This window comes from Exiguobacterium sp. s102 (assembly GCF_018618635.1).
Classification (GTDB): domain Bacteria; phylum Bacillota; class Bacilli; order Exiguobacteriales; family Exiguobacteriaceae; genus Exiguobacterium_A; species Exiguobacterium_A oxidotolerans.
The window spans coordinates 671,725-695,130 of record NZ_JACSML010000002.1 but is presented as its reverse complement, the minus strand read 5'-3'; the positions used below and the strand labels follow the sequence as shown (position 1 = coordinate 695,130).

Below are 23,406 nucleotides of genomic sequence, written 5' to 3'. Positions count from 1 at the left end.
TAGTTCTTACGGGACTGTAACGAGGTTTCACCATCCCTTCCTTTATACTGAAATAGAAGGAGGTGACGATCCATGAAAATGTACACACGTATCGATCCGAACGACGAAGCAACTGAAGTTCCATCAGAAACACGGCTTGGTTTCTATTTTTTACTGATTGTTTTACCGCTTGGTTTAGCCCACTTGGTTCAATCGCTCGTTCCTTCAACGGATCAACGCCACTTGTTGTCGTTATCACTACTTACGTTTTTAGCAGTTCTGTTGTTTGCGATTCTCGGACATAAACATGATCGAAACGCAAAAGCGACGTTTTTCAGCTATGCCTTATTCTTAGGTGTCAGCTTACTTTCGACGCTTGCGATTCCAATCATTTAACTTTAAAAAAACGCCATTCCTAGTTTTAGGAATGGCGTTTTCAGACTGTAGACAATCTCTGTGGAAAACGAGGAATTCATACGGGGAAGATTGCGTGTCGCGCTTTCCTGTCTCGCCTCGTCCCCCCCTGCGCCACTGCCTAAAAAGCGTCACGTTTCGTTGACTCCTACGGGGAAAAGTGCGTGTTTAACGCGACTTGCAAGAGGCAGGCAAGACCCTGCTCATTGTCCGTAAGGATCAAGGAGCAACGGCTTGCGCCTCGCCCGAGGAAAGCAACGAAAAAAACGCTTTTGTCTTCCGATAGCACGTTGTCTACAGCCTGACCATTCCTAGTTTTAGGGATGGCGTTTAAGCTGTTCATTAAGATATTATGGTTGCAACCGTTCATCGCTTTGAAAGCAGCGTAGCTCTATCTAAAAAAAATTCGCTACAGCGACGAAAATACACTTTGATTTTTTTCAGATTGAGACATTACAATCAGTAGATACTGATAGATTCACAAGAAAGGATGCGCATCCCGTTGCATGAAAGTACTCTAAAAGAACTTATGCCAAAAGGAATCGATTATATCGACAAGATGATGGTCAAGCGGTTTCAGGCCATTCCCATCGATAAAGACGACGAAAAAATTGTCAATGTAATGGACGACCCTTTTATACCGCCTTATGAGACGATTTGTGGTGTTTACTGCATCTATCGGCGATCCATCCTGGATGTATTGCGTGGGCGTATTATGTCGTTCGAAAGCTACGAATTTAAAACGGCATTTACTGCCGATAAATTAATTGAAGAACAGCATGTGGAAGATGTTCTCGATTTTGCAACATTTGTCGTGATCGCTTCCGCGGATAAGGAAGTGATGTCACATTACTTTATCGGCGGCGACTGCGAAAAACTCAACAGCATCTTAAACGTGTGCTCCGGTTATCCTAAAGGAACGAATATAAAAACCTTCTCTCATGCGATTCAACGCTTCAAGAAGGATATTACGATAGTCGAAAACATGGGGTATCTGGAAAATATAGTGCACGAAAAGGCATAGGCATTTGACTGACTGTCAAATGTGAGTGTAAAACGAACCCGCTTCAACAATTAAACGCAAAAACCAAGCCTCCGCATTAAAAGCGAAGGCTTGGTTTTTTACAATTAGTTCGAGTTCGCGCCACCGACGTACGTAAAGAGTGGTCCGCGTAGCTGGAAGGAATAATCTTCCGCATTGACGATTCCGACGATTGCATCACTTTCGAGCAATTGATCGAGGAACGTCGCCATTTCTGCCGCTGTATGATACTGCGGGACGTTTTTGCTGTAGTCGAATCCTGCCTCCCCGCGTGAGCGATCGGCGAATTCGGTTTCCGTCGCTGCCGGTGCAAGAACTTTCGCCCGCAACTTCGCACCGGATTGTTGCAATTCCTGCGCGAGACCTTCTGTGTAGGCACTGACATAGAACTTCGTCGCACAATATGTGACCGCATTCGGAACGATCCGGTAGCCGCCGCCTGACGAGACGTTGAGGACGGTTGTCCCTTCGACGTTATGATGGTCACGGACGTAGAGACTCGTCAGGACCGTCAACGCTTCGATGTTCAAACGAAGCATCTTCTCGATTTTTCCGATTTCGATGTCTTTGACGTTGTCGAAGTCTCCGAATCCGGCGTTGTTGATCCACGTCTCGATTTCAAGGTGCTTGACGTCGTCATACAACTGATGCACGTTCGCCATCTCCGTCAAGTCGACTGAATGAAGGATGATATCAAGTTCCGGATAGGTCTTCAGTAAATCGTCCCGCAACGCTTCGAGCTGATCGCTCCGCCGGGCGACGAGGACAAGCGATTTTCCTTTTGCAGCGAGAACTTTTGCCGTCTCAAACCCAATCCCTGAACTTGCTCCTGTAATGACCGTATACTTCATCTGTTTTTCCCCATTTCGTTTTGGTATAGTGAGAGTCTACTCCTTCGAGTGAACTCTAAGTCAAGCAGAAAAGGTGATGTTGATGTATTCCATCTCAGAAGTCAGTCGATTGACTGATACGAGTGCCCACACGATTCGTTATTACGAAAAGGAAGGACTGCTGTTCCCGGACCGGACGGCAAGCGGCGTCCGGCAGTACGATGACAAGCACATCGACTGGCTCCGGTTCGTCCTCCGCCTGCGGGCGACACACATGCCGATTGACCAAATCCGACAGTATGTCGCGTTGTTCCGCGCTTCTTCAGACGATCACGATACGACGCTTGATCGGCTCGCCCTGCTCGAACAGCACCAAACCCTTGTCAGGGCGCAGCTTGCCGAATTACAACTGACGGAACAAATGATCACTGAAAAAATCAGCAGCTACCATCGCCTACATCCGTCCATTCCCGGGAAACAGCCTTCTCAATCCCGGTAAGCTGAAAATTCTGCCGTCAAGCGGGTGATCAACTGTTCGAACGCCTCGTTTGAGACGGCGTCGAAGGCGTCACCGAAACTGATTTCCGTCGAACAGTATCCGTCGTGTTCGACGAGGTATCCGACGAGGCCAAGCCCAAGTTGATCCTGGATTCGCGTCAATCGTGCAGCGACGTCTGCCACCTCACCATTAAAGTGGAGGTGGAACATGTTTAAGACCGGAACGCGCGGTGTCGTGAAAATGTTATCGATCGCATTCAACCGCTCGGCGACGTGTTTTGCCTGCTCATAATAGTGCCCCATCCGGTCGTTGCGTTGCTCATAATAATAGTCGGACGAAATGACATAGGGATAGAGACTGATCAAGTCGCCGCCATAACGTCGTTTCCAAATCCGTGCTTCTGTCGTAAACGCCTTCGGGCCGGCAAGGATCGCACCGGCAATCCCGCCGAGCCCTTTATAAAATGATAAGTAGACGCTGTCGAACAAGCTCGCGACGTCGCTTGCCGGTTTGTCATAATACGGCAACAGTTCCAGCAGACGGGCACCGTCAAGATGAAGACGGATTCCCTGCTCCCGGCAGTAGGCGACAATCGCTTCTAACTCGCTGAATGATGGCGCGACACCACCGAGTTCGCGGTTCGGCAGTTCGAGTAGCAGGCAGGCAATCTCCGGTAAGGCTTTGATGTCGTCTAGCGTCATTATCATGTCCCGTTCACCGACGAGGATCGGCTCGATCGGATGAAGCTGCCGCAAGCCATCCTGTTCATGCAGCTCTAAGTGACAGAGCGGGTGGTAGGCGACGTGCCGGTTGTCCCGGTCATCGGACCAAATCCGTAACGCGATTTGCTGGGCCATTGTTCCGCTCGGGAAAAAGACGGCCGATTCATGCCCGAGCAACGCCGCGATTTTTTGTTCGAAGTCGTTGATGACCGCCCCGTTCCCGTAAATGTCACTTCCCGTATCGTCGGCGACGTTCAGCAAGGCTTCTTTTAGGACACCGACGTTCCGCTTGCCGTGTCCACTGACCTGCTGCCGCGCTGCTTGAAAACTTCTTCGTAATTCTTCCATCACAAAAAGCCCCCTATTATTTTTGTAAATAATGACTATATTTTGAAAAAACAAATAACAGACTGTACTTCTTTTGCTATACTCTTCCTAAAGATTCATCCCATTCAGGTTGAGAGAAAGGAGTAAACCGGTGCCACAGTCATTTCGTTTAAAAGTTTTTTTGTACATCAGTCTGACGTGTTTCCTTGTTTTATTTGCCCAATCCGTCCTCCCGTCCGTATATTTTTCGGCCTTATCACTTTTACATAAAACAGCTGATTCTTCGTGCGTAGCGCGTTGCGGCAATCAAGGCGATTCGTCCATCATTTCCAGTATCGAATCGTTCAACGTCGACCGTGGTGCCGTCGTCGACATCGAATCGATCACGCCGGAAAAACCGCTCTTTCGGACGAGTTTCGACTCTTCCATTTCGGCTCCACCTTATATTCTCATCTTAATCGTTCTAAGCTTCGCGACGCTCGCCTTTTTTTATTATTATATCAAGATTTACCGACCAAACCGGTTCCAACTCGCGGGGTTCGATTATGAGCATCACGTCACCGTCATCATCCAGCCGGATCATGATGTATCTTCCGAGCTGATTCGCGAACATATTCAATTTTTTAATTTTCGGCTACCGAAACATTTACAACGTTATGGTCATGAAACAATCACGGAATGGTTCAAACGAATCGGTTTCCCTTCCCCCGTCGATCCAGGTTATTTCGAGGTCCGTTACGGCAACAAATGCCAACTCAAAGTTCATCAATTTACGTTTTTCAAGCAAGCGACCGATGATTTTTTACGTAAACAACACCTCTAAACATTAATTTAAACGAAGCAAGGCGTGAGCACGACTCCTGCCGCTTCGTTTTTTTAATTTCCCAATCCTCATCAATTTTCATTTTCTGTCGCTTTTCTGATATTTTCCGATAAAACTGGGTAATAACTACTATATAAGGCAAGCCGATATTTTTATTCAGGTTTGGACAGGTTTTTTCGCAAGAGAGCGAGGTGAAACGGGATGATTTCAGCACAGGAAGCATACTTTATTAAAAATGGATTGAATGAGCAATTTGAGGACCCCCGAATCGACTGCGACTTTTCTATTTTCTCGCTCGAACCATTCCAACTCCTGTTACACGTACATGATGCAGACATGGATGAACTGAGTACCGAGATTCGTTATGGGCTAAGTCGTAAAATCCGTTCACAGCTCCATCAACTCGATGCTAAACTGGGTGGAACACCGATCAACGTCGTGTTTGTGGTTTCTGCACCGTTAATCTCTGACAATTCGTACTGTGTGATTTTACATTGAATTCATTCAAAAAAGGCAACAGCTTCTGCGGAAGCTGTTGCCTTTTACGATTACGATCCATATTCAACTCGCATCGTGACGGACGAGCTGATTTTTCCCCGCTGCTTTTGCCGCATACAGTGCCATGTCGGCGCGATCAATTAAATGAATCTCCGTTAGCGCATCATCCGGCTGAACGGTTGCCATCCCTAAACTGACACTGACTTGGTACAGGGGCGCATACCGTTCATGGGGTAACTTCAAGTCGAGAATCCCTGTCCGAATCCGCTCGGCGACAAGCTCTCCTTGTGCCGATTGATCCGAGAGAACGACTGCAAATTCCTCACCGCCGTACCGGGCGACGTGTCCGAATGGTCCAGCCTGTTTCTTCAGGACACTCGCGACCTGTTTCAGACAAGCATCTCCTTGTAAGTGCCCATACGTATCGTTATAGAGTTTAAAGGCATCGACGTCGAGCAGGATGAGCGTCACTTCTGAAGCGGAAAGCCGCGCCTCTTCAAAGACACGCTCAAGGTGTTCGTCGAACGCCCGCCGGTTCGGGATCCCCGTCAAACTATCGTGCAGCGACCGGCGAATCAACGCACGTTTACTGCGTTCGAGCCGAAACGTCTGCAAAAAGGCGAACAAAATCAAGACGGCGACACTTAACACGATGACGATGACCCATTTTGCAGAGGATGAGGCCGCTTTTGACCGGTTCGTCGCTGCCATGACAATCTGTTCGATTTCAGCCCGGATTTTAATGTCGATCTGGCGAAATTGATTGATGTACGCCATGCCGTCATAACGATTCCGCTCGGCTTCGATCAGATTGTCTTGTTGAATATACGTAAGCTGCCGTTGATAAAAGGCATCGGTCTGTTGCAGGAGCGGCACCGCCTCCTCTTGTAAAATCCGGCGCATCGTCAGGTCAAGATCGTCGAGCTGCTCTAACGCTTCAAGCGACGCCTGCAGGTTCGCGCGCGTCGTCTGGAATTGTTCGAAGTCTTGCTGACGTCGTTCCAGGTAATAGCTCCGCACCGTTAATTCTTGATCGAGCAGTAAAGGAAACAATTGGGATGCTGTATTCGAAATCGGAATCGCTTCTGCAAGAATCCGGTCGTTCTCCCGCTCGATATTAGAAAACGCAGTGTAACTCCAAATACTTGTAAACATCAATGAAAACAAAGCCGTCATTAAGAACCATTGCAATGCGGAAAATTTCACGTCCAGTCAGACCTCTCTCTTTATACGCTCTCGCAAGAATCGAGAACGATTCAATTCATCACCTCTTTATCGGCATCTCGACTTCAAAGTATTAGTGTTCATCGCACATTCAGTCCGTCGGAACACTGCGCTTGAGTTCGTCAAGCAACGCTTGCGCCTCTTTTGCGGCCCGGGTGACGTTATTGTTTTTCCACCAAGCGACGAGTGTACCCAAAATGCCGACGAGCGTCGTCACTGCAAGATCGACGGCTGTCTCTGCAAATGGTAGCGGATCATACCCGCTCGCAAGAAGCGTCAAATTGACAATCGAATAGAGGGGGACGATCAGTCGCAGGGCTGCTGCATATCGCTTCGTCATCCGCGTCCCTCCTGAAACAAATGACGCCATGTTACAGGGCCAACGATTCCGTCGACTGTGATTTTCACCTGTCGCTGAAAGTCTTTGACGGCACGCGTCAGACCGTCATCAAACCGGCCGCTCGCCGGAAGACGTAACTTCATTTGAATCAAGCGAATCGTCTCCTTGTCCTGACTCCCTTTCGCTAGAGCACGTCCTAGATAAAGCGGGGCAAGGTGCGGCTTCTTCTTCCCGTTGACGGCGTCGAACAGTTGAAAGTGCGGATAATCCCGAAATGGTGTCCAGTCCCCGCCCCATTCCATCTGTCGCTGCTTCATCGCCGCGACAATCCGTGACAACCGTTTGTCCGGTGGTGCTAAAAATTCAGCGCGTGTTCCGTCAGATGAATAACAAAAGAGATCGACGGCGACACCGAAGTTATGATTCGACTGTCCCCCGCGCGCGTAGGTGACGATTTTTCCGGGGCGTGTCCGTCCTACAGCATACAAGGCATCCTGTTCCTGTTTCGTCCGGTAGCTTTGCGCGACGCCGACGTAAATCTGTTGTTGTGCGAGTTCTTTGATGACGCTCCGCGTAATCGTGACGACATCCGCGTCCATTCCCTTGACGGATAATTTCCGATCGGCGCGTTCGAGTAACCATGCTGTGCTGATAGTCATCTGTGTATCCTCCTTTATTTTTTAAATCAATTGGGCGAGCAAGTCCGTCAGTTCGGCTTCTTCCGGGACTGACGCCGTCCAAGCCGCTCGTCGCTTTTCTTCGAACAGCCGCTGCTCTGTCCGCTCCATTTCGACCCAAGCCGGTAATACGGCTGACGAACGGTGCTTCGTCGGCTTCGTCCGTGCCGGTCGTTCCGCCCGTCTCGATTCATGACGGTTGATTTGTTCACCTGACGTGATCTGACGCGCGTGTAACTGATCGATGACGGCTTTGACGTATTGCCACTTGCGGACATTCGCCGCTGCCGCTTGCTCAATTGCATGGACGACGACGTCATGACTCGTCTTTATCACGGCTTGCGCCAGTTGCTGCTTGATCCAAGGGGAGGTGCAGCCAATTTCTGCTTCGAACAACGTGAAGACCGATGACGCCGTTGAGGATGGTTCTTTTTTTAAAGACTGTTTCTTCAAGACAGGTTCTTCGTCGTCACCTCGCGCCGCCCCGGTAGTCGGCTCCTGCTCCCCCGGTAGTCGTACCGCGTCCGGAACTGGTCGGACGTGATATTCATTTGATGTTTGTCCACCGTGTTGATTGGAGCGTTCCTCCTTTTCAATCAACCCTTTTTCAAGTAACGATGCAAGACACGCTTTGACGGTCGTCTTGCCGCACGGGACGGCGTCCGCAATCGTCTGGTGCGACGGAAAGGCACTCCCGGATGCTCCGGCATAACTCGCCAAAATCAAATAAATCATTTTTTCATGAACCGATGAAAACTGTTGTCCGTCGCGCAGGACACGGTGCTCGACTTGTACATAAGGGTGCATCGCTCGTTCCTCCTTTGATATGCAAAGGAGGTTCGCCTCCTTTCTCTTAAGGATTAACAGGACCGTTTCGACAATTGTTCGAAAAAAAATAAAAAAACGTGCGTCAGCTGATTAAAAAATCAGTGACACACGTTTCGTTAGTCTTCACTCGAACCAGAGACTAAACAATAAGGGCAGCAGTCCCGCGAGTAACACGGCCCCGATCGACGATGAGACGGTCGCGAACACGAACAGTCCTTTTGAGATTTGTTGCCGGCGGTAAGCGATTGATCCCGCCCGGATGATCGTAAAGAGCATCCCACCCGCAATTAAAAATGAACCGATAAGAATGATGAGTTGTTCCAAGACACTACCTCCACGTTACTTAAATATCGTTAGGATAAACGGTAAGGCGAGCAGCAGAATCGCTGTCGTGAAAACGATTTTGTAAGTTGCTTCCCGATCCGTATTCCGCTTCTTTTTTTGTATGTAGACGACGCCATAAATGATTGTGACGAGCATAATCAATATGGCGAGTAATGAACCGATTGTCGTACTCATCTGTCTCCCCCTTTTTCAACTAGTATTACGAAAAGGAGGAAGAAAAGGTTTCAGGTTGAATTATATTGAATAAAATAATCTGGTGTATGAAAAATGTACATATCCAATGGTTATCTTTTATTGACAACTTTTGTCAAAGTGGTAATGTGAAAGTATCATGTGCAAGGATGTGAAAACCATGTTCATCGTCGAACTGCTCGTGAATGCCTGCATTGCCTTCACAGGGTTTTATATCATCTCGAAAATTATCCATTCCACCCATTTTGAATCTTATGTCGTCAAGTCAATCATCGTCGGCCTTTTGACTGGGGCACTAGGTGTTTTATTAATGTTCAAGGGAATCGCCGTCAATGAGACGCTTCGGATGGATTTGCGTCACCTCCCACTCGTCTTGCTCGCGTTTTACGGGGGGCGCTTCCCGCTCGTTATCGCAACACTGATCATTGCCTGTTCCCGCTTCTTGTTCGGGGTGACGGAACAAGCTATCGTCGGCTTCACCGCCGTCCTTTGCATCAGTTTCGGGATGCTTGCGCTTCACCGGAAACTGCTCAATCGGCCGTTTTTTCAAAATGTCTCGATGAACGTCTGGGCATTATCAATGATCACCATCGCCGTCTTGATTAATTTAGGTTGGGGTCAACCTGCCCTCACCCTCCTGCTATCGACATGGACAATCGGTTTGGTAGTCGGTATTCTGTCCAGTCTGCTGACGCTCGATTTTCAACTGTTGAACCGGCAAGTCGACATTTATAAAAAGTCAGCCGAAGTCGATCATTTGACCGGTCTCTACAATCGCCGGGTTTGGGATACTCGGACGGCAGGACTTGAACAGGAAGGTCGGATTTACAATATTCTCGCGCTCGATATCGACCACTTTAAGCACGTCAATGATACATACGGGCATGGCAATGGTGACCTCGTCCTACAACAGTTCGCGAACATTCTGAAAGAAGAAACGCGTCCGCATGATTTTACGGCGCGGATTGGCGGCGAGGAGTTCATGGTCTTAATCTATGATTTAGCACCGGAAAAAGCGACCAAAGTCGCAAACCGGATTCGTCAACGAATTGCTGCTGAGCACTTCCAAATCGATGGATTCCCGGCAATCGATGTGACGACATCGATCGGTGTCGCCCACGGGAAGAACATTCATATTCAGCGGATGAGTGTCATCGCCGACGAAGCGTTGTATACCGCTAAGCAGCAAGGGCGTAACCGGACGATTTTGTTGGATAGCGAAAGTGAACAACATGTCGCAGCAACTGCGAGCCGGGAGACGGTTCGCTCTTGATTGGAGGTAAAGTATGCAAGAGAAGAAACTTGATTTCATTACGGCGGCAGAAGCGATTCTATTCGTCAGTTCACTGTTCATGTGGATTTACGTCGCTCATACGTTTGTTTTCATCGATTCCTTTGCCTCGTTGTTTTTCATGCAATCGTGGTGGCTTCTGTTACCAGTCATGACATTCCTGATGTTTTTGACATCGTTCATCAGTCGTCGGACAGCGTGGCGCTGGAGTAATCCGGAAACGGAAGAGTTGAACGAAAAAAGAAAAGCCTGATTGAAACAGAAAAAGAGCACGAGCATGTCCGATTACTTTGGACGACGCTTGTGCTCCTTTTCGCACGCCCCGACGGACTAGTCGCGGGATTTATGAGCGTTTCGAATAACGAAGTATTCAATCGTTATCAAGACGAACGCAAAACCGGTTAAGAGGACGAACGCCAGCAAGGAATGGAGTAGCTTTTTATCGACAGTAACGTACATTGACAAATAATAATTGATCGTGACAATCAATCCGAAGTAAATCAGGTAACGTATGTATTTCATGATGGTTCCTCACTCTCTTACTAACTGATTTCTTCATTTTACTCGATAAGTGTGAATCATTCATTGTATATTAGGAAACTTCTCCCATTTTGAAACGTAGGTATGATTAGTCGATTGTCAAAGGAGGTAGCTTCATGTTCGAATACAAGTTCGTGCGGATTGATTTTAAGCGATTATCTGGTAATCCGAAGGAAGATTACCGGGAAGTAATCACGACACATGCCGCAGACGGCTGGCGCTTCGTACAAATTTTCGCACCAGATTTCGTCACATCCGGTGTTGCCGTCGGTTCTTACTATGAATTGATTTTTGAACGAACAAAACGGTTCGAAATTACGGACACGAAAACATCTTAAGGAGACTCAAACGCATGCACATCGAGACAGCTCGATTACGACTTATTCCATGTACACAGGAACAGCTTCCGGTTATTACCCGTCAAAACTATCAGAACGGTCCCGAAATTACGAATCATTTAAAGGCATTGGAACAGGATCCGTCCTTATTATTCTGGGGGAGTTGGTTAATCATCCGGCAGGCAGATGATGTCATTATCGGTGATGCCGGCTTTAAAGGGAAACCGGATCGAGACGGAGAGGTGGAAATCGGTTACGGTTTGCTCGAGCACTACTGGCAGAATGGATACGCAACAGAAGCTGTCGCAGGGTTGATTCAATGGGCGCGACAGACAACAGCTGTCTCAAACATCGCTGCCAAAACGGATGCAACCAATCGAGGATCGATCCGCGTATTAGAAAAAGTGAACATGGAACGACTACAAGAAACGGATTCAACGATTTATTGGGAAATACAAACAAATCCGATTAACTAGTTCCACAACACCATGTGGTAGCGATATTATTGTCGCTACTTCTTTTTTCGTGTCGCTTCAAACATTTGATTGCCTTCAAACAAACAATCGCGTAACATCAAATGTAATAAATTTCTATTTCTAAATAAAAAATTGGTTATTTACAACCAGAAGGGAGCGCCCGACTATAAATCGTACAGCTTGGAAATACCCTGCTTTACTCCTGATTGGTGTCGGAATCTCGAACTTAGGCGCCTGGGTGTACTTCATTGCCCTCAATTTGATTATTCTTGATCGAACAAGTTCTGCGTTCGCGGTGTCACTTTTATACATGTTAGTTCCTGTCGCTTCTTTAATAACGAGTTTATGGTCAGGTTCTTTGATTGACCGGGTCGACAAACGTAAATTGATGATGCTACTCGATTTATCACGAGCACTCTTCATCGCCCTTCTCCCCTTTATCGACTCGTTGTTCTTCCTCTATATATTTGTCTTTTTGATCAACGTTGGCAGCTCCTTGTTTGAATCCACATCGATGATTTATATGACGAAGCTTGTCTCAAAAGGTAATCGTCAACGTTTTAATGCGTTGAAAAATTTCATTCAATCGTGCGGTTTCATTGTCGGTCCGACGATTGCCGGTCTCCTGTTCATCATGGGCTCACCGTCCCTTGCGATTCATATCAATGCTGTCGCGCTCGCCATTTCTGCCCTTATCTTATTTTTCCTGCCCGCTTTAGAAAAAGAATTGACCTTTGCGCAGGCAGAACGATTGAGTCTTCAAATGATTATCAGCGACTGGAAAGAAACGTTGCGCTTTACGAGCCAGCACCGTTACATCACGCTCGTCTACAGTCTCTTTTGCGTCATGATGATTTTCATGTCGGGTCTTGATTCACTCGAGGCTTCGTTTGCGACACGTGTGCTCGGTTTCTCGGAAAGCACCTATGGATTTCTTGTCAGTATCGCCGGGATCGGGATCATCTTCGGTTCCATCATTAATGCGACCTGCACGAAATGGCTGCGTCTTCGCTTTTTGATTGGCTTCGGTGCAGTCACTACGCCCATCGGCTATCTTCTATTCGCTACTTCCGATAACTTCATGGTAGCTTCCGCCGGCTTTTTCCTACTGACATTCGCTCTATCGTTTGCGAATACGGGCTTTTTATCGTTTTACCAAAACAATGTCCCGGTCAATCTCATGGGCCGCTTTTCAGGAGTCATCCATGTCGCCGAGTCACTCTTCATCATTCTCTTGACGGCGACAATCGGTTTACTCGCCGAAGCCTTTTCCATCCGCGCGACATACATCATCTTTTCAATTGGTTTTTTACTCATCGGTTTACTCACTATACCGCTCGTCTTTAACCGTTCGAAGCAAGATCTTTATGAGCAGCCAATCGAAGAGGAGATAAAAGTCTCGTAAGAAACAACAAACCGTTTCCTTCAGCCCTTCCTCATTTCCAATGTTTTTGACGGTTGTAAACGCGGCGCCGTCGCCTCGTACCAGTGATAACAGAGAATGATGATGAGCGCGAGATCAACGACATCTCCCCCGTAATACATCAGCATGGCCCCTTGTTCCGCTTCCACCTTCCCCACTCCACCGGGTGGATGAGCGTAGAGATATTTCGAAAGAATCTTATGCCCCGCCAACGCCAGTATTAAAATACCCGCCCGGTAGACGTGACTGTAACGGTGCGGCGTCAAATCGATATAGATCAGGGCACTTGTAAACAAGTAACCGGCCAGGAAGACGTGGAGATGGATCAGGGCATAGAGTGCAGTCGACTGATGCATCATCGGATAGAGTCCTGTCGTATAAAGCAGGTACAAGCCGCCGATGTTTAAAACCGTTGCCGTCATCGGGTGCGTCAAGAGACGAAGCGGCTGACTGTTCAAGACGCCCGTCACCCGTCTTGCCGCCTGCACGGGTAGCGTCCGTAACAATAACGTCACCGGCTTCGCAAACACGAGCAGGAGTGGTGCGAGCATCCCGAGTAAGAGATGCCCCGTCATATGTCCCGCGAAGTTCATGTGTGCCCAGTCTGCAACCGGACCGACGAGCGCAGCACCGGCACTCAGTATCCCGCTTCCCCAAAACACGTACCGATGGATTGGCCAGCGCCGGTAGTGATTGTTCGTTTTCCAGGCGGCAACCGGATAAACGAGAAGTAAGACGAGCACGAGGAGCATCACACTCGTTTCAAAACCGTTTCCCATGCCTTCATGCGTATGCATCACTTATTTTACCTCCTCTGTCGTCCGCAGTTGTTTCCCGGTCTGCAGGAATAACACAATCCCTCCCGCTAAAATAAGCGCAGCGATTGCATTCCAAGCGATATCATACGGAAGAAGTTCCACACCGTAACGAATTTGATGAATTGCGAAGACTTTATGATTGATCAGACCATCGTACAATTGGAAAAAACCTCCGCCGATCATCACACCACTGATCCACCGCTTCATCCAAAAGGCGGATCGTCTCCGTAAGTCCGCAACTAGAAACAGGGCTGCCACTGTCGCGAACCAACTGAATGCGTGAAACAGACCATCGGAAAACAGTCCGACCGCGGTCGTTGATTTGTCATAAAAATGATGCCAGCCTAACAATTGGTGAAAAATGACTTCGTCTAAAAATGCGACGAGACCCAGACCGAATAAAAAACCGGACCCGAGGTTGCGCAACGCATAACGCTGTTGATTTTTCTGCATGAACGGACACTTCCTTTTTTTAGATATACACTTCAACACGAATTTTCCCTCTTACAGGTGTGATAAACGTATATCTTCCAGGAAAATGACCGCCTGGAATGAAAAGATGCTTTCCCCCTGTCCATTTTTTTGATTTTGGTTAAATAATATTAATACCGTTCCTTTTATAATTTTTCCAAAAAGTGTATATTCAAAGTACTAGTCAAAAAGGAGGTTCCACGCATATTATGAAATTCATCAGGACACCCCGGAGGCCTGCACTAAAATGGATTCCCGAAAATGAATGGCCGGATGTATGCAGGAGCCGCTCCCTTACGATTCAGGATCATCCACAGGAATCTTTAATAGGACTGGCTTACAACAACGAAAATCAAGTCGTCCAAGTTACGCGCAATGTACACAAGTTAGATTTTATCTATTACGTCACGCTATTAGAGAATCCGCAAACGACCAAGTCGCTAATCTCATCCCGGTCACACATGACGATTGAATATACTAAAACGTATCATTGTAATCATAAAGAGGTTGCAACCTTTACGTTACTTGACGTCCACGTCCGCAAAGAAGGACTCGGCGAACGTAATCTTCTGTTAGAAGCTTTGATTAATGATGTACAAAAACGTCATCTTTATTATCGAATCAGCGGTGACTTTGAAATCGTCACGCATCATGGCCAAGTATCGACAGATTGTTTTACCCGGTACGGTTTTCAATTACATCAAAATGCATTGATCCTTCAAAATTTCAATGCCGAACTTTTTGTGACGTAACGATCTGATGATCAACGTCAATTATTTTTGGAGAGTGCGGTGACACACTATGAATCATATTCAATCATTTTTACAAAAAACGATTTATTTGACGGGGTTTTGTTTACTCGCCGTCGCTTGTATCGATTTGTTTAAGCGTCAGCAGACACGTGGACCGAAGTGGGTTTGGGGTCTCACCATTTTCAGTGTCAATTACATCGGCCCTCTCCTTTATTTAGCTTGGGGCCGTCACCCGGCAGACAATGTAAACAAGCAAAGCGCCGATTAAAAACACATCGCTATACAACGCCTGTCCTGCTACTGGAACAAGTATTGTACAGCGATGTGTTTTTTCCAAAAATAAGAGCTAGTCCCGCCCCCTTTTTTGTGTTATTTTGTATCTAATCAAATCGTACTATCACTTTAAAACAAGAGGTTACATATGCAACCCAATACAGAGACATTACCGATCGCATGCTGGAACACGATTACGACGTACCACAATCATCAAACGAAACAAGTCAATGCCTTCTTAAAGACGTGGGACCTCTCGCACACGATGTTCGAGGTCTTGCGCTGCTTAAAGTCGACGACGTGTACAAGTCAAAAAGAAATCGCCCGCCTGATTCATGTCACGGACGGGACGATCTCTCAAGGGATTAAAAAGCTGTTCGCCAAGCGACTGATCGAAAAACAACGTCACCGCAAGGTCAACTATTTCCATCTGACACCGGCTGGAGAACGGTTTTTAAACGAAGTCTTACCGAAGTACGAACGTTTTCAAGCGAATCAATTTCATGCCTTGACCACATCGCAACAACACGCGTTACATCAACTTGTAATGCAGCTCCATAGTACACAACAACAGGAAGGGGAAGTTCGATGAATCCACATGCTGCCTTTTCATCGATTGGACACTGGCAATCGATCCAACGCATCCACAATCGTTACGTCAAAGAAGTCAATGATACGTTAAAACAATGGGAACTCTCACGTTCTCAATTCGATATGCTCTATACGTTGTACCAACTAGAGAGCGCGACACAAAAGTCGCTTGAGACGACACTCGAGCTCTCGAGCGGATCGATTTCACAGACGCTTAAAAAACTGATGCAAAACCGACTCTTAACCCGTAAACGGATTGACCGTGAAAAACGGATCGTTCTGACGGCGGACGGGGAAACACTCGTCCAGGCATCCGCGCCGGTCATCGAAGTCATCGACGAGCGTTACTTTCAGTCCTTTACGAAAAACGATCATCAAACGTTTGATCAATTGTTGAACAAAATGCAAAACAGTCAATTTTGATAGCAAAAGGAGGCCGGCCGGCATGATTCTCAGACACTACACCCATCGTCAGTTTTTACCGGCAATCGTTGCCCGGGGCGGCATCTCTACAAACCTTCACACGGAAAGTCCGCATAGCGGTTATTTACTGTTTGAGCTGAACCCTATAACAAATCAACTCGCACAGACCGTCCATCAGTTCTATTCGAACTCAGAACCCCCTTGGGACGAGACGGATACGGTCGTCCTCGACTTTGACTTCGTCAAACTGCAGGCTGCCGGCATCGAGGTGCACAAGACACCGCATCACTTCGCTGACGACCTGGCGCCGAATCAACCTGCGGATTCTTTCCGCTTCGTTCAAAGCTTCTTGTCGCTCGGTTATTTAACGGAAGCGTCACGAGAGCAGCTGTCGGAATACTATTAGAATGCGATATGACTAGCTGACTTAGAATGGAAAGAAGGAATTGCTATCGTCATAGATGCGCAATTCCTTCTTTTTTCGTTCTATATTATCAGATTGGCCCTCAGGCAATAGTCTGAATGGGCCACTTTCTCAGGTTTGCCACTACAAGAGTGAAGCCTAGTTTACGTTTCATCTTCGGTTTTCCTCATAGAAAAATACCCTCGAAACCGTGCTCTGTTCCAGCCTCAATTCAAATTATTTTAAGACTTATTTTTTAGCAGTCGACAATACACCATCTGCAGTAAATTTTACAAATGCACCTACACAAATGGCTAGCATTACTGCACCTGCTTTTGTCTCATATGTACTCGTAAAGAATAATACAGCCGATATGATGATCGCTACGATGGCAGCCATATAGTATTTATTCAAAACCATCTTCTCCTTTCAATGTACCTTCACTAAATACATTACAAATACGTTGTCAATCAGTAAACGTCCGTCCGTCGCTAACGGTCGCCAAGCGTTCGGGCATTAGGAGCTTGCTAGCGTCGTTTTTAACAATTTTTAATCTTTACTACATAACGCGTTTATACAAGAACAGCATTGCCGTGTACGTAAGCATTTGCAAGCTAAACATGATCAATAACGCCGTCATGACATGTTGAATGAGATTAAAGTGAACGAGCGCTAAGAGAGAGAACGCATACACAATACTTAAAGCATAAGATGTACTGCCACTTTTCGACTGGACGGACCGTTGCCGCTCATCAACCGAATCGTTCTTCGGAAAAACTAAATCAACCGTTAACTGGGTAATGCCCGCTAAAATTAAAGCGATGCTGAGCGTGTCCGGTCCTTCAAATACAGCTAAGTATCCTCCATACAACAGAAAAGCAGCAGCTAGAAAACGCCTGAACACATTGACTCTTTTCATGATTCACTCTCCTCTTTTAGACGTCATTAACATATTTTTAATCGCGTAGACACAGTTCTACCTCTTATTTACGATGCAGCACACCCTCCCGATCAAGTCGGACATGCATCTGATTATCGATCTCTAACTCGAGCGGACTCGTCAGCGCTATTTTCGGTGAAAATAACCACGGCCGTCCGGCGCGCCCGAGCAACAGATGGGTTCCGTCTTCCGCTTCTCCGAGGAAGTTCAGGACATCCGGTTTGATCGGCTGAAGATCCCGCCGAACGATACCCAGTTCAGCAAATCTTGCCCCGACACCGGCGACGTCCGGCGTCGTCACGTTCATTTCACCGATATCGAGTATATCCTGTACGCTAAACGTTGAAAGCGACTTATCCGGATTGACATCACGCCGGGCAATCAATTCGACGACGTTCTCGTCCGGATCGTAAAAGTAGACGGAATGGGCATCGATGTTTTCGAAATAGATTTCGTCCGCACCGTCCTCGATCAATAACGGTACGTGCTGCTGCAACCAATTCTTCGCCAGCTGAAACGCATCTCCCGGAATATTGAACGCAAAGTGATATTGTTTCTCTTCCTGCATCGTGTCCTGTTCAAACCGAAGCTGACTCGTTCCGATTTGGACCGCAAAGGATGTTTCCGTTTCCTCGACGAGCGGAAAACTGAGTGTCCCAGTGTAAAAGTCCTGCATCGGTTTTACCTGATCCGTCCAAAGTGTCGCCACTGTAATTTTCATTCCGCATTCCCTCCATAGTGTTTCCCTTCAATTTCTTAGCTTCAGTATACAGTAAATGATGTATAATAATGGTTAAAAAGTAAGAACTCACCTATCGAAACGGAGGAAGTCAAATGAAACGGTATAACATTGAATGCGCAGGTACCTCTACACAGGTCACCGAATGGGGCGAACCGGACCGTCCGGTGATTTTTTGCCTGCACGGCCTCGGCGGAACAAGCCTCAGCTTCATTGAACTGGCTGATTCCTTGAAACATGACTACCGGATTGTTTCGATTGACGCCCCGGGTCACGGGAAAACGGAACCGTTCGCAGACGAAAACGACTACCGGTTTGCCCGCTTCTCCGATTGGCTGAACCAACTGTTTGAACTTCTACAAATCCAAGATTTCTATTTTCTCTCGCACTCCTGGGGTAGTTTCATCGCGCTCTTTTATCAGAAGGAACAGCCGGAGCGGGTCCGCGGCTCGATTTTGATTGACGGTGGGTATCAGAGTAAACGATTGCGCGGCACACCGCTCGAGCAAGAAGCTGCCTTTTACGAGACCGACTTCGAAGAATCGGTTGCGACACTCGAAGAGTTTTTAGACGTCGCTGTCTATGGACCGAAGATGCGCCGGTCGCCGTTACTTGACTTGGCCGGACAAGATTTCGTCCGGATGCAGGACGGACGGTATTACTGGCATGCCCGTGCGAAAACGGCGCGTGCGATCCTGGCGGCAATGTATCAGGACGAAATTCTCGACTTCCTCGACGACGTCCCGGGGGAAAACGTGCTGTTGCTGCGGGCGACGTTACCCGTCTCGGATGAACCGTTCCGCCAAGAAGCGATTGCCATCTGGCAGGAGAAAACCGGTGGGACGGTAATATCTGCTCCGTCAACTTCCCACATCTTGCACTGGGATGATCCGGAGGTTGTCCTTGAAGCGATTCGGAAAAACTGGTCAACGGATGATGTTTCCGCCCCCTTCACGAGATAGATGACATGGAGCTAATCATGATAGCTTGCACAAAAACAACAAGAGACGTCCCACGCCGAGCATATGCAAGGCATGGACGTCTCTTCTTACGTGACCTGCTGTTAGGCCACTACGATCAGCACCATTCGATTTGAAACCGTCCCCCGGGTCCAATCTGTTGCAGCAACGGCCGATCCGCCTCGATCACGCGACCGATGACATTGACCCGTTCGTCGCCCGCAAGATTCCGTTTCGTGACTTGCAATTCGCCGGCGTACCGTCCGTACTTAAGATTGTCGATCGTGATCGAGCCGACAGGCCGGTCTGATACGGTCGCGGGTTCTAATAATCCATTGCCCGGCCGACCGGAGCTACGCGACTCGACGGACCGGATGACGTCGCGTGCCGGATCCAGTCGATTCGTCTGTACGCGCGTCAACAACGGATCACCGCTTGGACCCGTCGCCCGGAGGACAATGATTCCCTCCTGATAGGCAGCAAACTGGTTCATCGTGCTCGCCGACAAACCCGGGTCCCCAATCAGAATCCGGTCGACGGATGCTTGAAGCTCGAGATAACAGGCAAACGGTGATCTCCTGCGGTGGACTTCGAGCGTCGGTAACGTTTCGTAAAGTGGACCACGCCGTTGTCCGTCTCCCGGAATGAACGCTTGGACACGGATTCCCTGCCCACGGAGCCATTCATTTTTATCATTGAACCAGCCCAGATCGAGTCCTGTTTCCGGTCGCGGATAATAGTTGTGCCAGGCCTCGATCTGCTCAAGGACAAGCCCCTCTGCTTTCATCGCAGCGAGCTCTTCTGCCGTCAATGTACTAGCGTTTAAGGCGACCATCATCTGTTTTGACAAGTCCGCGACCTGCTTCGGTGTCACGCCGTAGTCGACCCGCAGTCCGGTCACGCCCCATTCGATTAAGGTAGCAGCATCGTCCCACGTCTTGCCGAGTGCGGCAAGCGAACTCGGTGCGATATCCGCGACGAGTTCCATCTCGAGCTCCCGAGCGAGCGCCCCGAGCGAGCGCAAGCGCTCCGTATACAGCGTCGGGTCGTCTTCCGGAATATGTAATGAGGTAAAGATTGAGGTAAAACCAATTGTCCGCATCTGCCGGATGTTGTCTTTCGCCTCATCAGTCAATGGTTCACTTAAATAAACGGCGAGTCCTTTCATCTGCTTCACTCCTCTTGATTGACTGGATATTTGCTCTTAACGAATTGTTACTAAAGTACCAATATAAGAATTTTTTAGGAGGTATTCTACAAATTATGATACCATGAGGAGGAGATACTTAAAGGAGCGATTATCAATGAAACGAATTTTAATCCCATTGCTGTCGATTGTCTGCCTCGTACTGATTTGGAACGGCTACAGCCAACGTGCTGATTCAAAGGTGGACCTGTTCCACTACAAACATACTTATGTCGGCGATAACAGTGCTGTCGGAACGATCGTCAAGCAATTGGCACACCATCAAGAGTTGCGACAGATCGCTCTTGAAACCAAACAAACACCGTACGGAATCACTTTAGACTATAAAGAAATTGAGACAGAAGAAGTCGAACAAGAAATCAAAGAAACGGTCTTGTATAATGCAACCTATCTCTTTGCACTTGTCGATAATGTCGACCACATCACCTTTTCGTTCCCGGACTATACCTTCAAGGTGACGCGGGAACAGCTTGATGGGTGGTACAACACGCAACTCAGCACAATCGAACAGGAACAGGACTTGAAAAAGCTGATCCGGAATCAGCTGAAGTCCGATAAATCAGTGAATCAGTTTTTTGCTCATTGATTTTGAATGGGCCGGGAGCCAAAAAAAAGATGGAACATCACCTCAACCGTGATCTTCCATCCTTTTATTTCTTCTGAAATCCTCTATCCCCGTTAAATCCCGTCTGCCATTTCCTCCTTAAAGCCAAACCAATACGTAAACAGGAACCCTGCCGCGTATGAGATGACGAGACCAGCGATATACGTCAAGTACATCCCGTTATCAATCAACGGTGTCAATGATAGACCGGATACACCGATTCCAAGCGCCGTCGTCTTCATCGTCGCCTGGAACGCGCCACCGACGGCCGCTCCCATACAAGCCGTCAAGAATGGACGACCGAGCGGCAACGTGACCCCGTACAATAGCGGTTCACCGATTCCGAGGAAACCGACCGGAATCGCCCCCTTGATGATGTTACGTAAACGCTGATTCCGCGTCTTGACGAAAATCGCCAGTGCCGCCCCGACTTGTCCGGCACCTGCCATCGCGAGAATCGGTAAGAGTGGCGTATCGCCAATCGTGTTCAGGAGCTCCAAATGAATCGGTGTCAAGCCATGATGGAGACCGACCATGACGAGCGGCAGGAAGAATCCGGCGAGCACGGCACCGGCGAGTGGTCCACCGACTTCAAGCGTTGCATTGATGCCTAACATGATGCCGTCGGACAAGATGCCGGCGACCGGCATGATTGCATAAAGTGCCGTAAAGCCGACAATCAAGACCGTAAACAGCGGTGTAAAGATGATATCGATCGAGACCGGCATGAAGCGGCGGATGTGTTTTTCAAGATAGGTCATCAGCCAGGCGGCAAAGATGACACCAAACAACCCACCCCGACCGACGACGAGCGGTTCCCCGTATATAACGATGTCGACGAGTAACGGATTAAATAGAATCCCGCCGGCAATCGCTCCGAGGACAGGTGTGCCGCCAAACTCCTTCGCCGTGTTCCAGCCGACGAGGATCGCTAAGTAGGCAAAGACGGTACTTCCGAGTAACAATAGAATCTGCATCCAGGTCACTGTTGCATCGACTCCGGCATTCTTCGCGAAGTTCGCTCCGCCGTTGATGATTCCGGATGCGACCAGTCCCGGGATGAGCGGGATGAAGATGTTCCCGATCCGGCGCAAGAAGCGCTTGAACGGGGACTTTTGTTTCTCTTTAACTTTTTGCCGTTCGATCGCGGCCCGTTCCTCGAACGTCAAGTTTTCGTCGACCGATTCCTCACCGATTGCAAGTCCTGTCGTGCGGCTGAGATGATCCGCGACCCGGTTGACCGTCCCCGGTCCGACGACGAGTTGTAACGTCTCGTCATCGATGACACCCATGACACCGTCGATTTGTTTAAGTGCCTCGATGTCTGCTTTCGTCGGGTCTTTCAGCGACAACCGGACCCGTGTCATGCAGTGGGCGAGTTGCCGAATGTTATCCGTTCCCCCGACCTGTGCGAGGATGGCTTCCGCCAAGATTTCTTCTTTTTTCATCTTTTATCCCCCCTTAAAGTGCATCACGGACGAATCCGTTTGCGCGGTGCAAGCGTTCGACTGCTTCATCATACGATATGTCGGCTAAAATCATCACGATCGCCGTCTTGACGTGACCGTTCGCCGAAGTGAAAGTACGCGCTGCCGTCTCTCCGTCAACCCCTGTCGCTTCGACAATCATCCGTTTCGCACGGACTTCTAACTTTTCGTTCGTCGACTGGACGTCGACCATCAAGTTTTGATAGACCTTTCCGACGCCGATCATCGCCGCCGTCGAAATCATGTTCAGGACAAGTTTTTGTGCCGTGCCTGCTTTGAGCCGAGTTGAACCGGTCAAGACTTCCGGTCCGGTTTCGACTTCAATCTTGTACTGCGCGTGCTTACTGATGACTGCTTGTTTGTTACAGGACAGGGCAGCCGTCGTCGCACCGACTTCGTGTGCATAATCCAGTCCGCCGATGACATACGGTGTCCGTCCGCTCGCCGCGATGCCGATGACGGTGTCGTTTACGTTTACTTTAAGTGCCTGTAAATCTTCGACGGCAAGCGTCTGACTGTCTTCCGCCCCTTCGACGGCTTGAATCAGTGCCCGTTCCCCACCCGCAATCAGTCCGACGACCATGTCCGGCGAGACACCGAACGTCGGCACACATTCCGCCGCGTCGAGGACACCGAGTCGTCCGCTCGTCCCGGCTCCAATGTAGATCAGGCGCCCACCGGCCTGAAACGACGTAATGACCTGTTTGACGACTTCTGCAATCACCGGAATTTCTTGTCGGATGATGCTCGCAACCGACGCATCTTCTTCATTCATGACACGCAGAACCTCTTCGACCGCCATGTCATCCAGGTGCATCGTTCGTTCGTTTCGTCGTTCTGTCGCTAATTTATCTAACATCGTCAACACCCTCTCTACTCACTATGTAACCCTTTAAAAAACTTTAGTTTACTCCACTTAACAAATCATTAA

General features: G+C 48.4%; 34 protein-coding genes. 17 read left to right on the top strand and 17 right to left on the bottom strand.

Features of this window, described 5'->3' with window-relative positions; all coding sequences use genetic code 11:
• The first annotated feature begins 72 nt into the window (after positions 1–72).
• The gene (locus KNQ02_RS08655; protein WP_214808015.1) at positions 73–375 is read left to right on the top strand and encodes a hypothetical protein; all 303 of its coding nucleotides are present in this window, start codon (positions 73–75) and stop codon (positions 373–375) included.
• Positions 376–895: 520 nt separating this feature from the next.
• A complete protein-coding gene (locus KNQ02_RS08650; protein WP_214808012.1) occupies positions 896–1,417 on the top strand; it encodes a hypothetical protein in 522 nt (173 codons plus the stop codon).
• Between the two features lie 104 nt (positions 1,418–1,521).
• On the opposite strand, the gene KNQ02_RS08645 is transcribed toward KNQ02_RS08650, so the two are convergent.
• Positions 1,522–2,286, bottom strand: coding sequence for an SDR family NAD(P)-dependent oxidoreductase (locus KNQ02_RS08645; protein ID WP_214769420.1), 765 nt, complete (start codon positions 2,284–2,286; stop codon positions 1,522–1,524).
• 82 nt (positions 2,287–2,368) lie between these two features.
• Between KNQ02_RS08645 and KNQ02_RS08640 the strand changes: the two genes are divergently transcribed.
• A complete protein-coding gene (locus KNQ02_RS08640) occupies positions 2,369–2,764 on the top strand; it encodes a MerR family transcriptional regulator (RefSeq protein ID WP_214808007.1) in 396 nt (131 codons plus the stop codon).
• On the opposite strand, the gene KNQ02_RS08635 is transcribed toward KNQ02_RS08640, so the two are convergent.
• Positions 2,752–3,837 carry a threonine aldolase family protein gene (locus tag KNQ02_RS08635; protein WP_371816411.1) on the bottom strand — a complete coding sequence of 362 codons (1,086 nt, stop codon included), beginning with the start codon at positions 3,835–3,837 and terminating at the stop codon, positions 2,752–2,754. The genes KNQ02_RS08640 and KNQ02_RS08635 overlap by 13 nt on opposite strands.
• Positions 3,838–3,964: 127 nt before the next feature.
• Here KNQ02_RS08635 and KNQ02_RS08630 point away from each other — a divergent pair, with 127 nt between their 5' ends.
• On the top strand, positions 3,965–4,636 hold the full coding sequence (locus KNQ02_RS08630) for a hypothetical protein (RefSeq protein WP_088836970.1): 672 nt from the start codon (positions 3,965–3,967) through the stop codon (positions 4,634–4,636).
• A 201-nt stretch (positions 4,637–4,837) separates the two neighbouring features.
• Positions 4,838–5,134, top strand: coding sequence for a hypothetical protein (locus tag KNQ02_RS08625; protein WP_088836969.1), 297 nt, complete (start codon positions 4,838–4,840; stop codon positions 5,132–5,134).
• 63 nt (positions 5,135–5,197) lie between these two features.
• On the opposite strand, the gene KNQ02_RS08620 is transcribed toward KNQ02_RS08625, so the two are convergent.
• From KNQ02_RS08620 to KNQ02_RS08595, 6 genes are all read right to left on the bottom strand, one after another.
• Positions 5,198–6,340 (bottom strand): GGDEF domain-containing protein, encoded by a 1,143-nt coding sequence (locus KNQ02_RS08620; protein WP_214808001.1) that lies wholly within the window; start codon positions 6,338–6,340, stop codon positions 5,198–5,200.
• Positions 6,341–6,449: 109 nt separating this feature from the next.
• Entirely contained in the window at positions 6,450–6,698 is a 249-nt protein-coding gene (locus KNQ02_RS08615) for an SPP1 phage holin family protein (RefSeq protein WP_214769812.1), read from the bottom strand.
• Positions 6,695–7,357, bottom strand: a complete 663-nt coding sequence (locus tag KNQ02_RS08610) for a M15 family metallopeptidase (RefSeq protein WP_214801432.1) — start codon at positions 7,355–7,357, stop codon at positions 6,695–6,697. The genes KNQ02_RS08615 and KNQ02_RS08610 overlap by 4 nt, the downstream gene beginning before the upstream one ends.
• Positions 7,358–7,378: 21 nt before the next feature.
• Positions 7,379–8,182: a helix-turn-helix domain-containing protein gene (locus tag KNQ02_RS08605; RefSeq protein WP_214807998.1), complete on the bottom strand. Its 804-nt coding sequence runs from the start codon at positions 8,180–8,182 to the stop codon at positions 7,379–7,381.
• Between the two features lie 144 nt (positions 8,183–8,326).
• Positions 8,327–8,527 carry a hypothetical protein gene (locus tag KNQ02_RS08600; RefSeq protein WP_088836965.1) on the bottom strand — a complete coding sequence of 67 codons (201 nt, stop codon included), beginning with the start codon at positions 8,525–8,527 and terminating at the stop codon, positions 8,327–8,329.
• Positions 8,528–8,542: 15 nt separating this feature from the next.
• Positions 8,543–8,722, bottom strand: a complete 180-nt coding sequence (locus tag KNQ02_RS08595; RefSeq protein ID WP_214801429.1) for a hypothetical protein — start codon at positions 8,720–8,722, stop codon at positions 8,543–8,545.
• 178 nt (positions 8,723–8,900) lie between these two features.
• Between KNQ02_RS08595 and KNQ02_RS08590 the strand changes: the two genes are divergently transcribed.
• Together KNQ02_RS08590 and KNQ02_RS08585 are read left to right on the top strand one after the other, a co-directional pair.
• The gene (locus KNQ02_RS08590; protein ID WP_088836963.1) at positions 8,901–10,013 is read left to right on the top strand and encodes a GGDEF domain-containing protein; all 1,113 of its coding nucleotides are present in this window, start codon (positions 8,901–8,903) and stop codon (positions 10,011–10,013) included.
• Between the two features lie 13 nt (positions 10,014–10,026).
• The gene (locus tag KNQ02_RS08585; RefSeq protein WP_214765810.1) at positions 10,027–10,284 is read left to right on the top strand and encodes a hypothetical protein; all 258 of its coding nucleotides are present in this window, start codon (positions 10,027–10,029) and stop codon (positions 10,282–10,284) included.
• A gap of 77 nt (positions 10,285–10,361) precedes the next feature.
• On the opposite strand, the gene KNQ02_RS08580 is transcribed toward KNQ02_RS08585, so the two are convergent.
• Positions 10,362–10,553, bottom strand: coding sequence for a hypothetical protein (locus KNQ02_RS08580; protein WP_214765808.1), 192 nt, complete (start codon positions 10,551–10,553; stop codon positions 10,362–10,364).
• Positions 10,554–10,687: 134 nt separating this feature from the next.
• Between KNQ02_RS08580 and KNQ02_RS08575 the strand changes: the two genes are divergently transcribed.
• The 3 genes from KNQ02_RS08575 to KNQ02_RS08565 all read left to right on the top strand — a co-directional run bounded on the left by KNQ02_RS08575 (position 10,688) and on the right by KNQ02_RS08565 (position 12,790).
• Positions 10,688–10,909, top strand: coding sequence for a DUF4177 domain-containing protein (locus KNQ02_RS08575; RefSeq protein WP_214765805.1), 222 nt, complete (start codon positions 10,688–10,690; stop codon positions 10,907–10,909).
• A gap of 14 nt (positions 10,910–10,923) precedes the next feature.
• Complete coding sequence (locus KNQ02_RS08570) at positions 10,924–11,385, top strand: GNAT family N-acetyltransferase (RefSeq protein ID WP_214765802.1); 462 nt, start codon at positions 10,924–10,926, stop codon at positions 11,383–11,385.
• A gap of 124 nt (positions 11,386–11,509) precedes the next feature.
• Positions 11,510–12,790: an MFS transporter gene (locus KNQ02_RS08565; protein ID WP_371816417.1), complete on the top strand. Its 1,281-nt coding sequence runs from the start codon at positions 11,510–11,512 to the stop codon at positions 12,788–12,790.
• 20 nt (positions 12,791–12,810) lie between these two features.
• Here the strand turns inward: KNQ02_RS08565 and KNQ02_RS08560 are convergent, their stop codons facing one another.
• Entirely contained in the window at positions 12,811–13,605 is a 795-nt protein-coding gene (locus tag KNQ02_RS08560) for a cytochrome c oxidase assembly protein (protein WP_214766186.1), read from the bottom strand.
• Positions 13,606–13,608: 3 nt separating this feature from the next.
• Entirely contained in the window at positions 13,609–14,079 is a 471-nt protein-coding gene (locus tag KNQ02_RS08555) for a DUF2243 domain-containing protein (protein WP_088836960.1), read from the bottom strand.
• 227 nt (positions 14,080–14,306) lie between these two features.
• Here KNQ02_RS08555 and KNQ02_RS08550 point away from each other — a divergent pair, with 227 nt between their 5' ends.
• The 5 genes from KNQ02_RS08550 to KNQ02_RS08530 all read left to right on the top strand — a co-directional run bounded on the left by KNQ02_RS08550 (position 14,307) and on the right by KNQ02_RS08530 (position 16,542).
• On the top strand, positions 14,307–14,849 hold the full coding sequence (locus KNQ02_RS08550) for a hypothetical protein (protein WP_088836959.1): 543 nt from the start codon (positions 14,307–14,309) through the stop codon (positions 14,847–14,849).
• A gap of 49 nt (positions 14,850–14,898) precedes the next feature.
• Positions 14,899–15,117 (top strand): PLD nuclease N-terminal domain-containing protein, encoded by a 219-nt coding sequence (locus tag KNQ02_RS08545; RefSeq protein ID WP_088836958.1) that lies wholly within the window; start codon positions 14,899–14,901, stop codon positions 15,115–15,117.
• 153 nt (positions 15,118–15,270) lie between these two features.
• Positions 15,271–15,714 (top strand): MarR family winged helix-turn-helix transcriptional regulator, encoded by a 444-nt coding sequence (locus tag KNQ02_RS08540; RefSeq protein ID WP_214765795.1) that lies wholly within the window; start codon positions 15,271–15,273, stop codon positions 15,712–15,714.
• On the top strand, positions 15,711–16,136 hold the full coding sequence (locus KNQ02_RS08535; RefSeq protein WP_088836956.1) for a MarR family winged helix-turn-helix transcriptional regulator: 426 nt from the start codon (positions 15,711–15,713) through the stop codon (positions 16,134–16,136). Before KNQ02_RS08540 ends, KNQ02_RS08535 begins: the two co-directional genes overlap by 4 nt.
• A 22-nt stretch (positions 16,137–16,158) precedes the next feature.
• Positions 16,159–16,542, top strand: coding sequence for a hypothetical protein (locus tag KNQ02_RS08530; protein WP_214769434.1), 384 nt, complete (start codon positions 16,159–16,161; stop codon positions 16,540–16,542).
• Positions 16,543–16,788: 246 nt separating this feature from the next.
• Here the strand turns inward: KNQ02_RS08530 and KNQ02_RS08525 are convergent, their stop codons facing one another.
• The 3 genes from KNQ02_RS08525 to KNQ02_RS08515 form a co-directional block, all read right to left on the bottom strand.
• On the bottom strand, positions 16,789–16,953 hold the full coding sequence (locus KNQ02_RS08525; RefSeq protein WP_214769437.1) for a hypothetical protein: 165 nt from the start codon (positions 16,951–16,953) through the stop codon (positions 16,789–16,791).
• 145 nt (positions 16,954–17,098) lie between these two features.
• Complete coding sequence (locus KNQ02_RS08520) at positions 17,099–17,458, bottom strand: DUF2178 domain-containing protein (RefSeq protein ID WP_214769439.1); 360 nt, start codon at positions 17,456–17,458, stop codon at positions 17,099–17,101.
• Positions 17,459–17,522: 64 nt separating this feature from the next.
• Entirely contained in the window at positions 17,523–18,200 is a 678-nt protein-coding gene (locus KNQ02_RS08515; protein ID WP_214769442.1) for a glyoxalase, read from the bottom strand.
• Positions 18,201–18,313: 113 nt separating this feature from the next.
• On the opposite strand from KNQ02_RS08515, the gene KNQ02_RS08510 reads away from it, so the two are divergent.
• Positions 18,314–19,180 (top strand): alpha/beta fold hydrolase, encoded by an 867-nt coding sequence (locus KNQ02_RS08510; protein ID WP_214807995.1) that lies wholly within the window; start codon positions 18,314–18,316, stop codon positions 19,178–19,180.
• A 115-nt stretch (positions 19,181–19,295) separates the two neighbouring features.
• On the opposite strand, the gene KNQ02_RS08505 is transcribed toward KNQ02_RS08510, so the two are convergent.
• On the bottom strand, positions 19,296–20,345 hold the full coding sequence (locus KNQ02_RS08505; protein ID WP_214807992.1) for a DUF871 domain-containing protein: 1,050 nt from the start codon (positions 20,343–20,345) through the stop codon (positions 19,296–19,298).
• A gap of 136 nt (positions 20,346–20,481) precedes the next feature.
• Between KNQ02_RS08505 and KNQ02_RS08500 the strand changes: the two genes are divergently transcribed.
• Positions 20,482–20,970 carry a DUF4825 domain-containing protein gene (locus KNQ02_RS08500; protein WP_214807990.1) on the top strand — a complete coding sequence of 163 codons (489 nt, stop codon included), beginning with the start codon at positions 20,482–20,484 and terminating at the stop codon, positions 20,968–20,970.
• 92 nt (positions 20,971–21,062) lie between these two features.
• Here KNQ02_RS08500 and KNQ02_RS08495 read toward each other — a convergent pair whose 3' ends face one another.
• Complete coding sequence (locus KNQ02_RS08495) at positions 21,063–22,436, bottom strand: PTS transporter subunit EIIC (protein WP_214807988.1); 1,374 nt, start codon at positions 22,434–22,436, stop codon at positions 21,063–21,065.
• A 13-nt stretch (positions 22,437–22,449) separates the two neighbouring features.
• The gene (gene murQ, locus KNQ02_RS08490) at positions 22,450–23,334 is read right to left on the bottom strand and encodes an N-acetylmuramic acid 6-phosphate etherase (RefSeq protein WP_214807985.1); all 885 of its coding nucleotides are present in this window, start codon (positions 23,332–23,334) and stop codon (positions 22,450–22,452) included.
• Positions 23,335–23,406 lie beyond the last annotated feature (72 nt).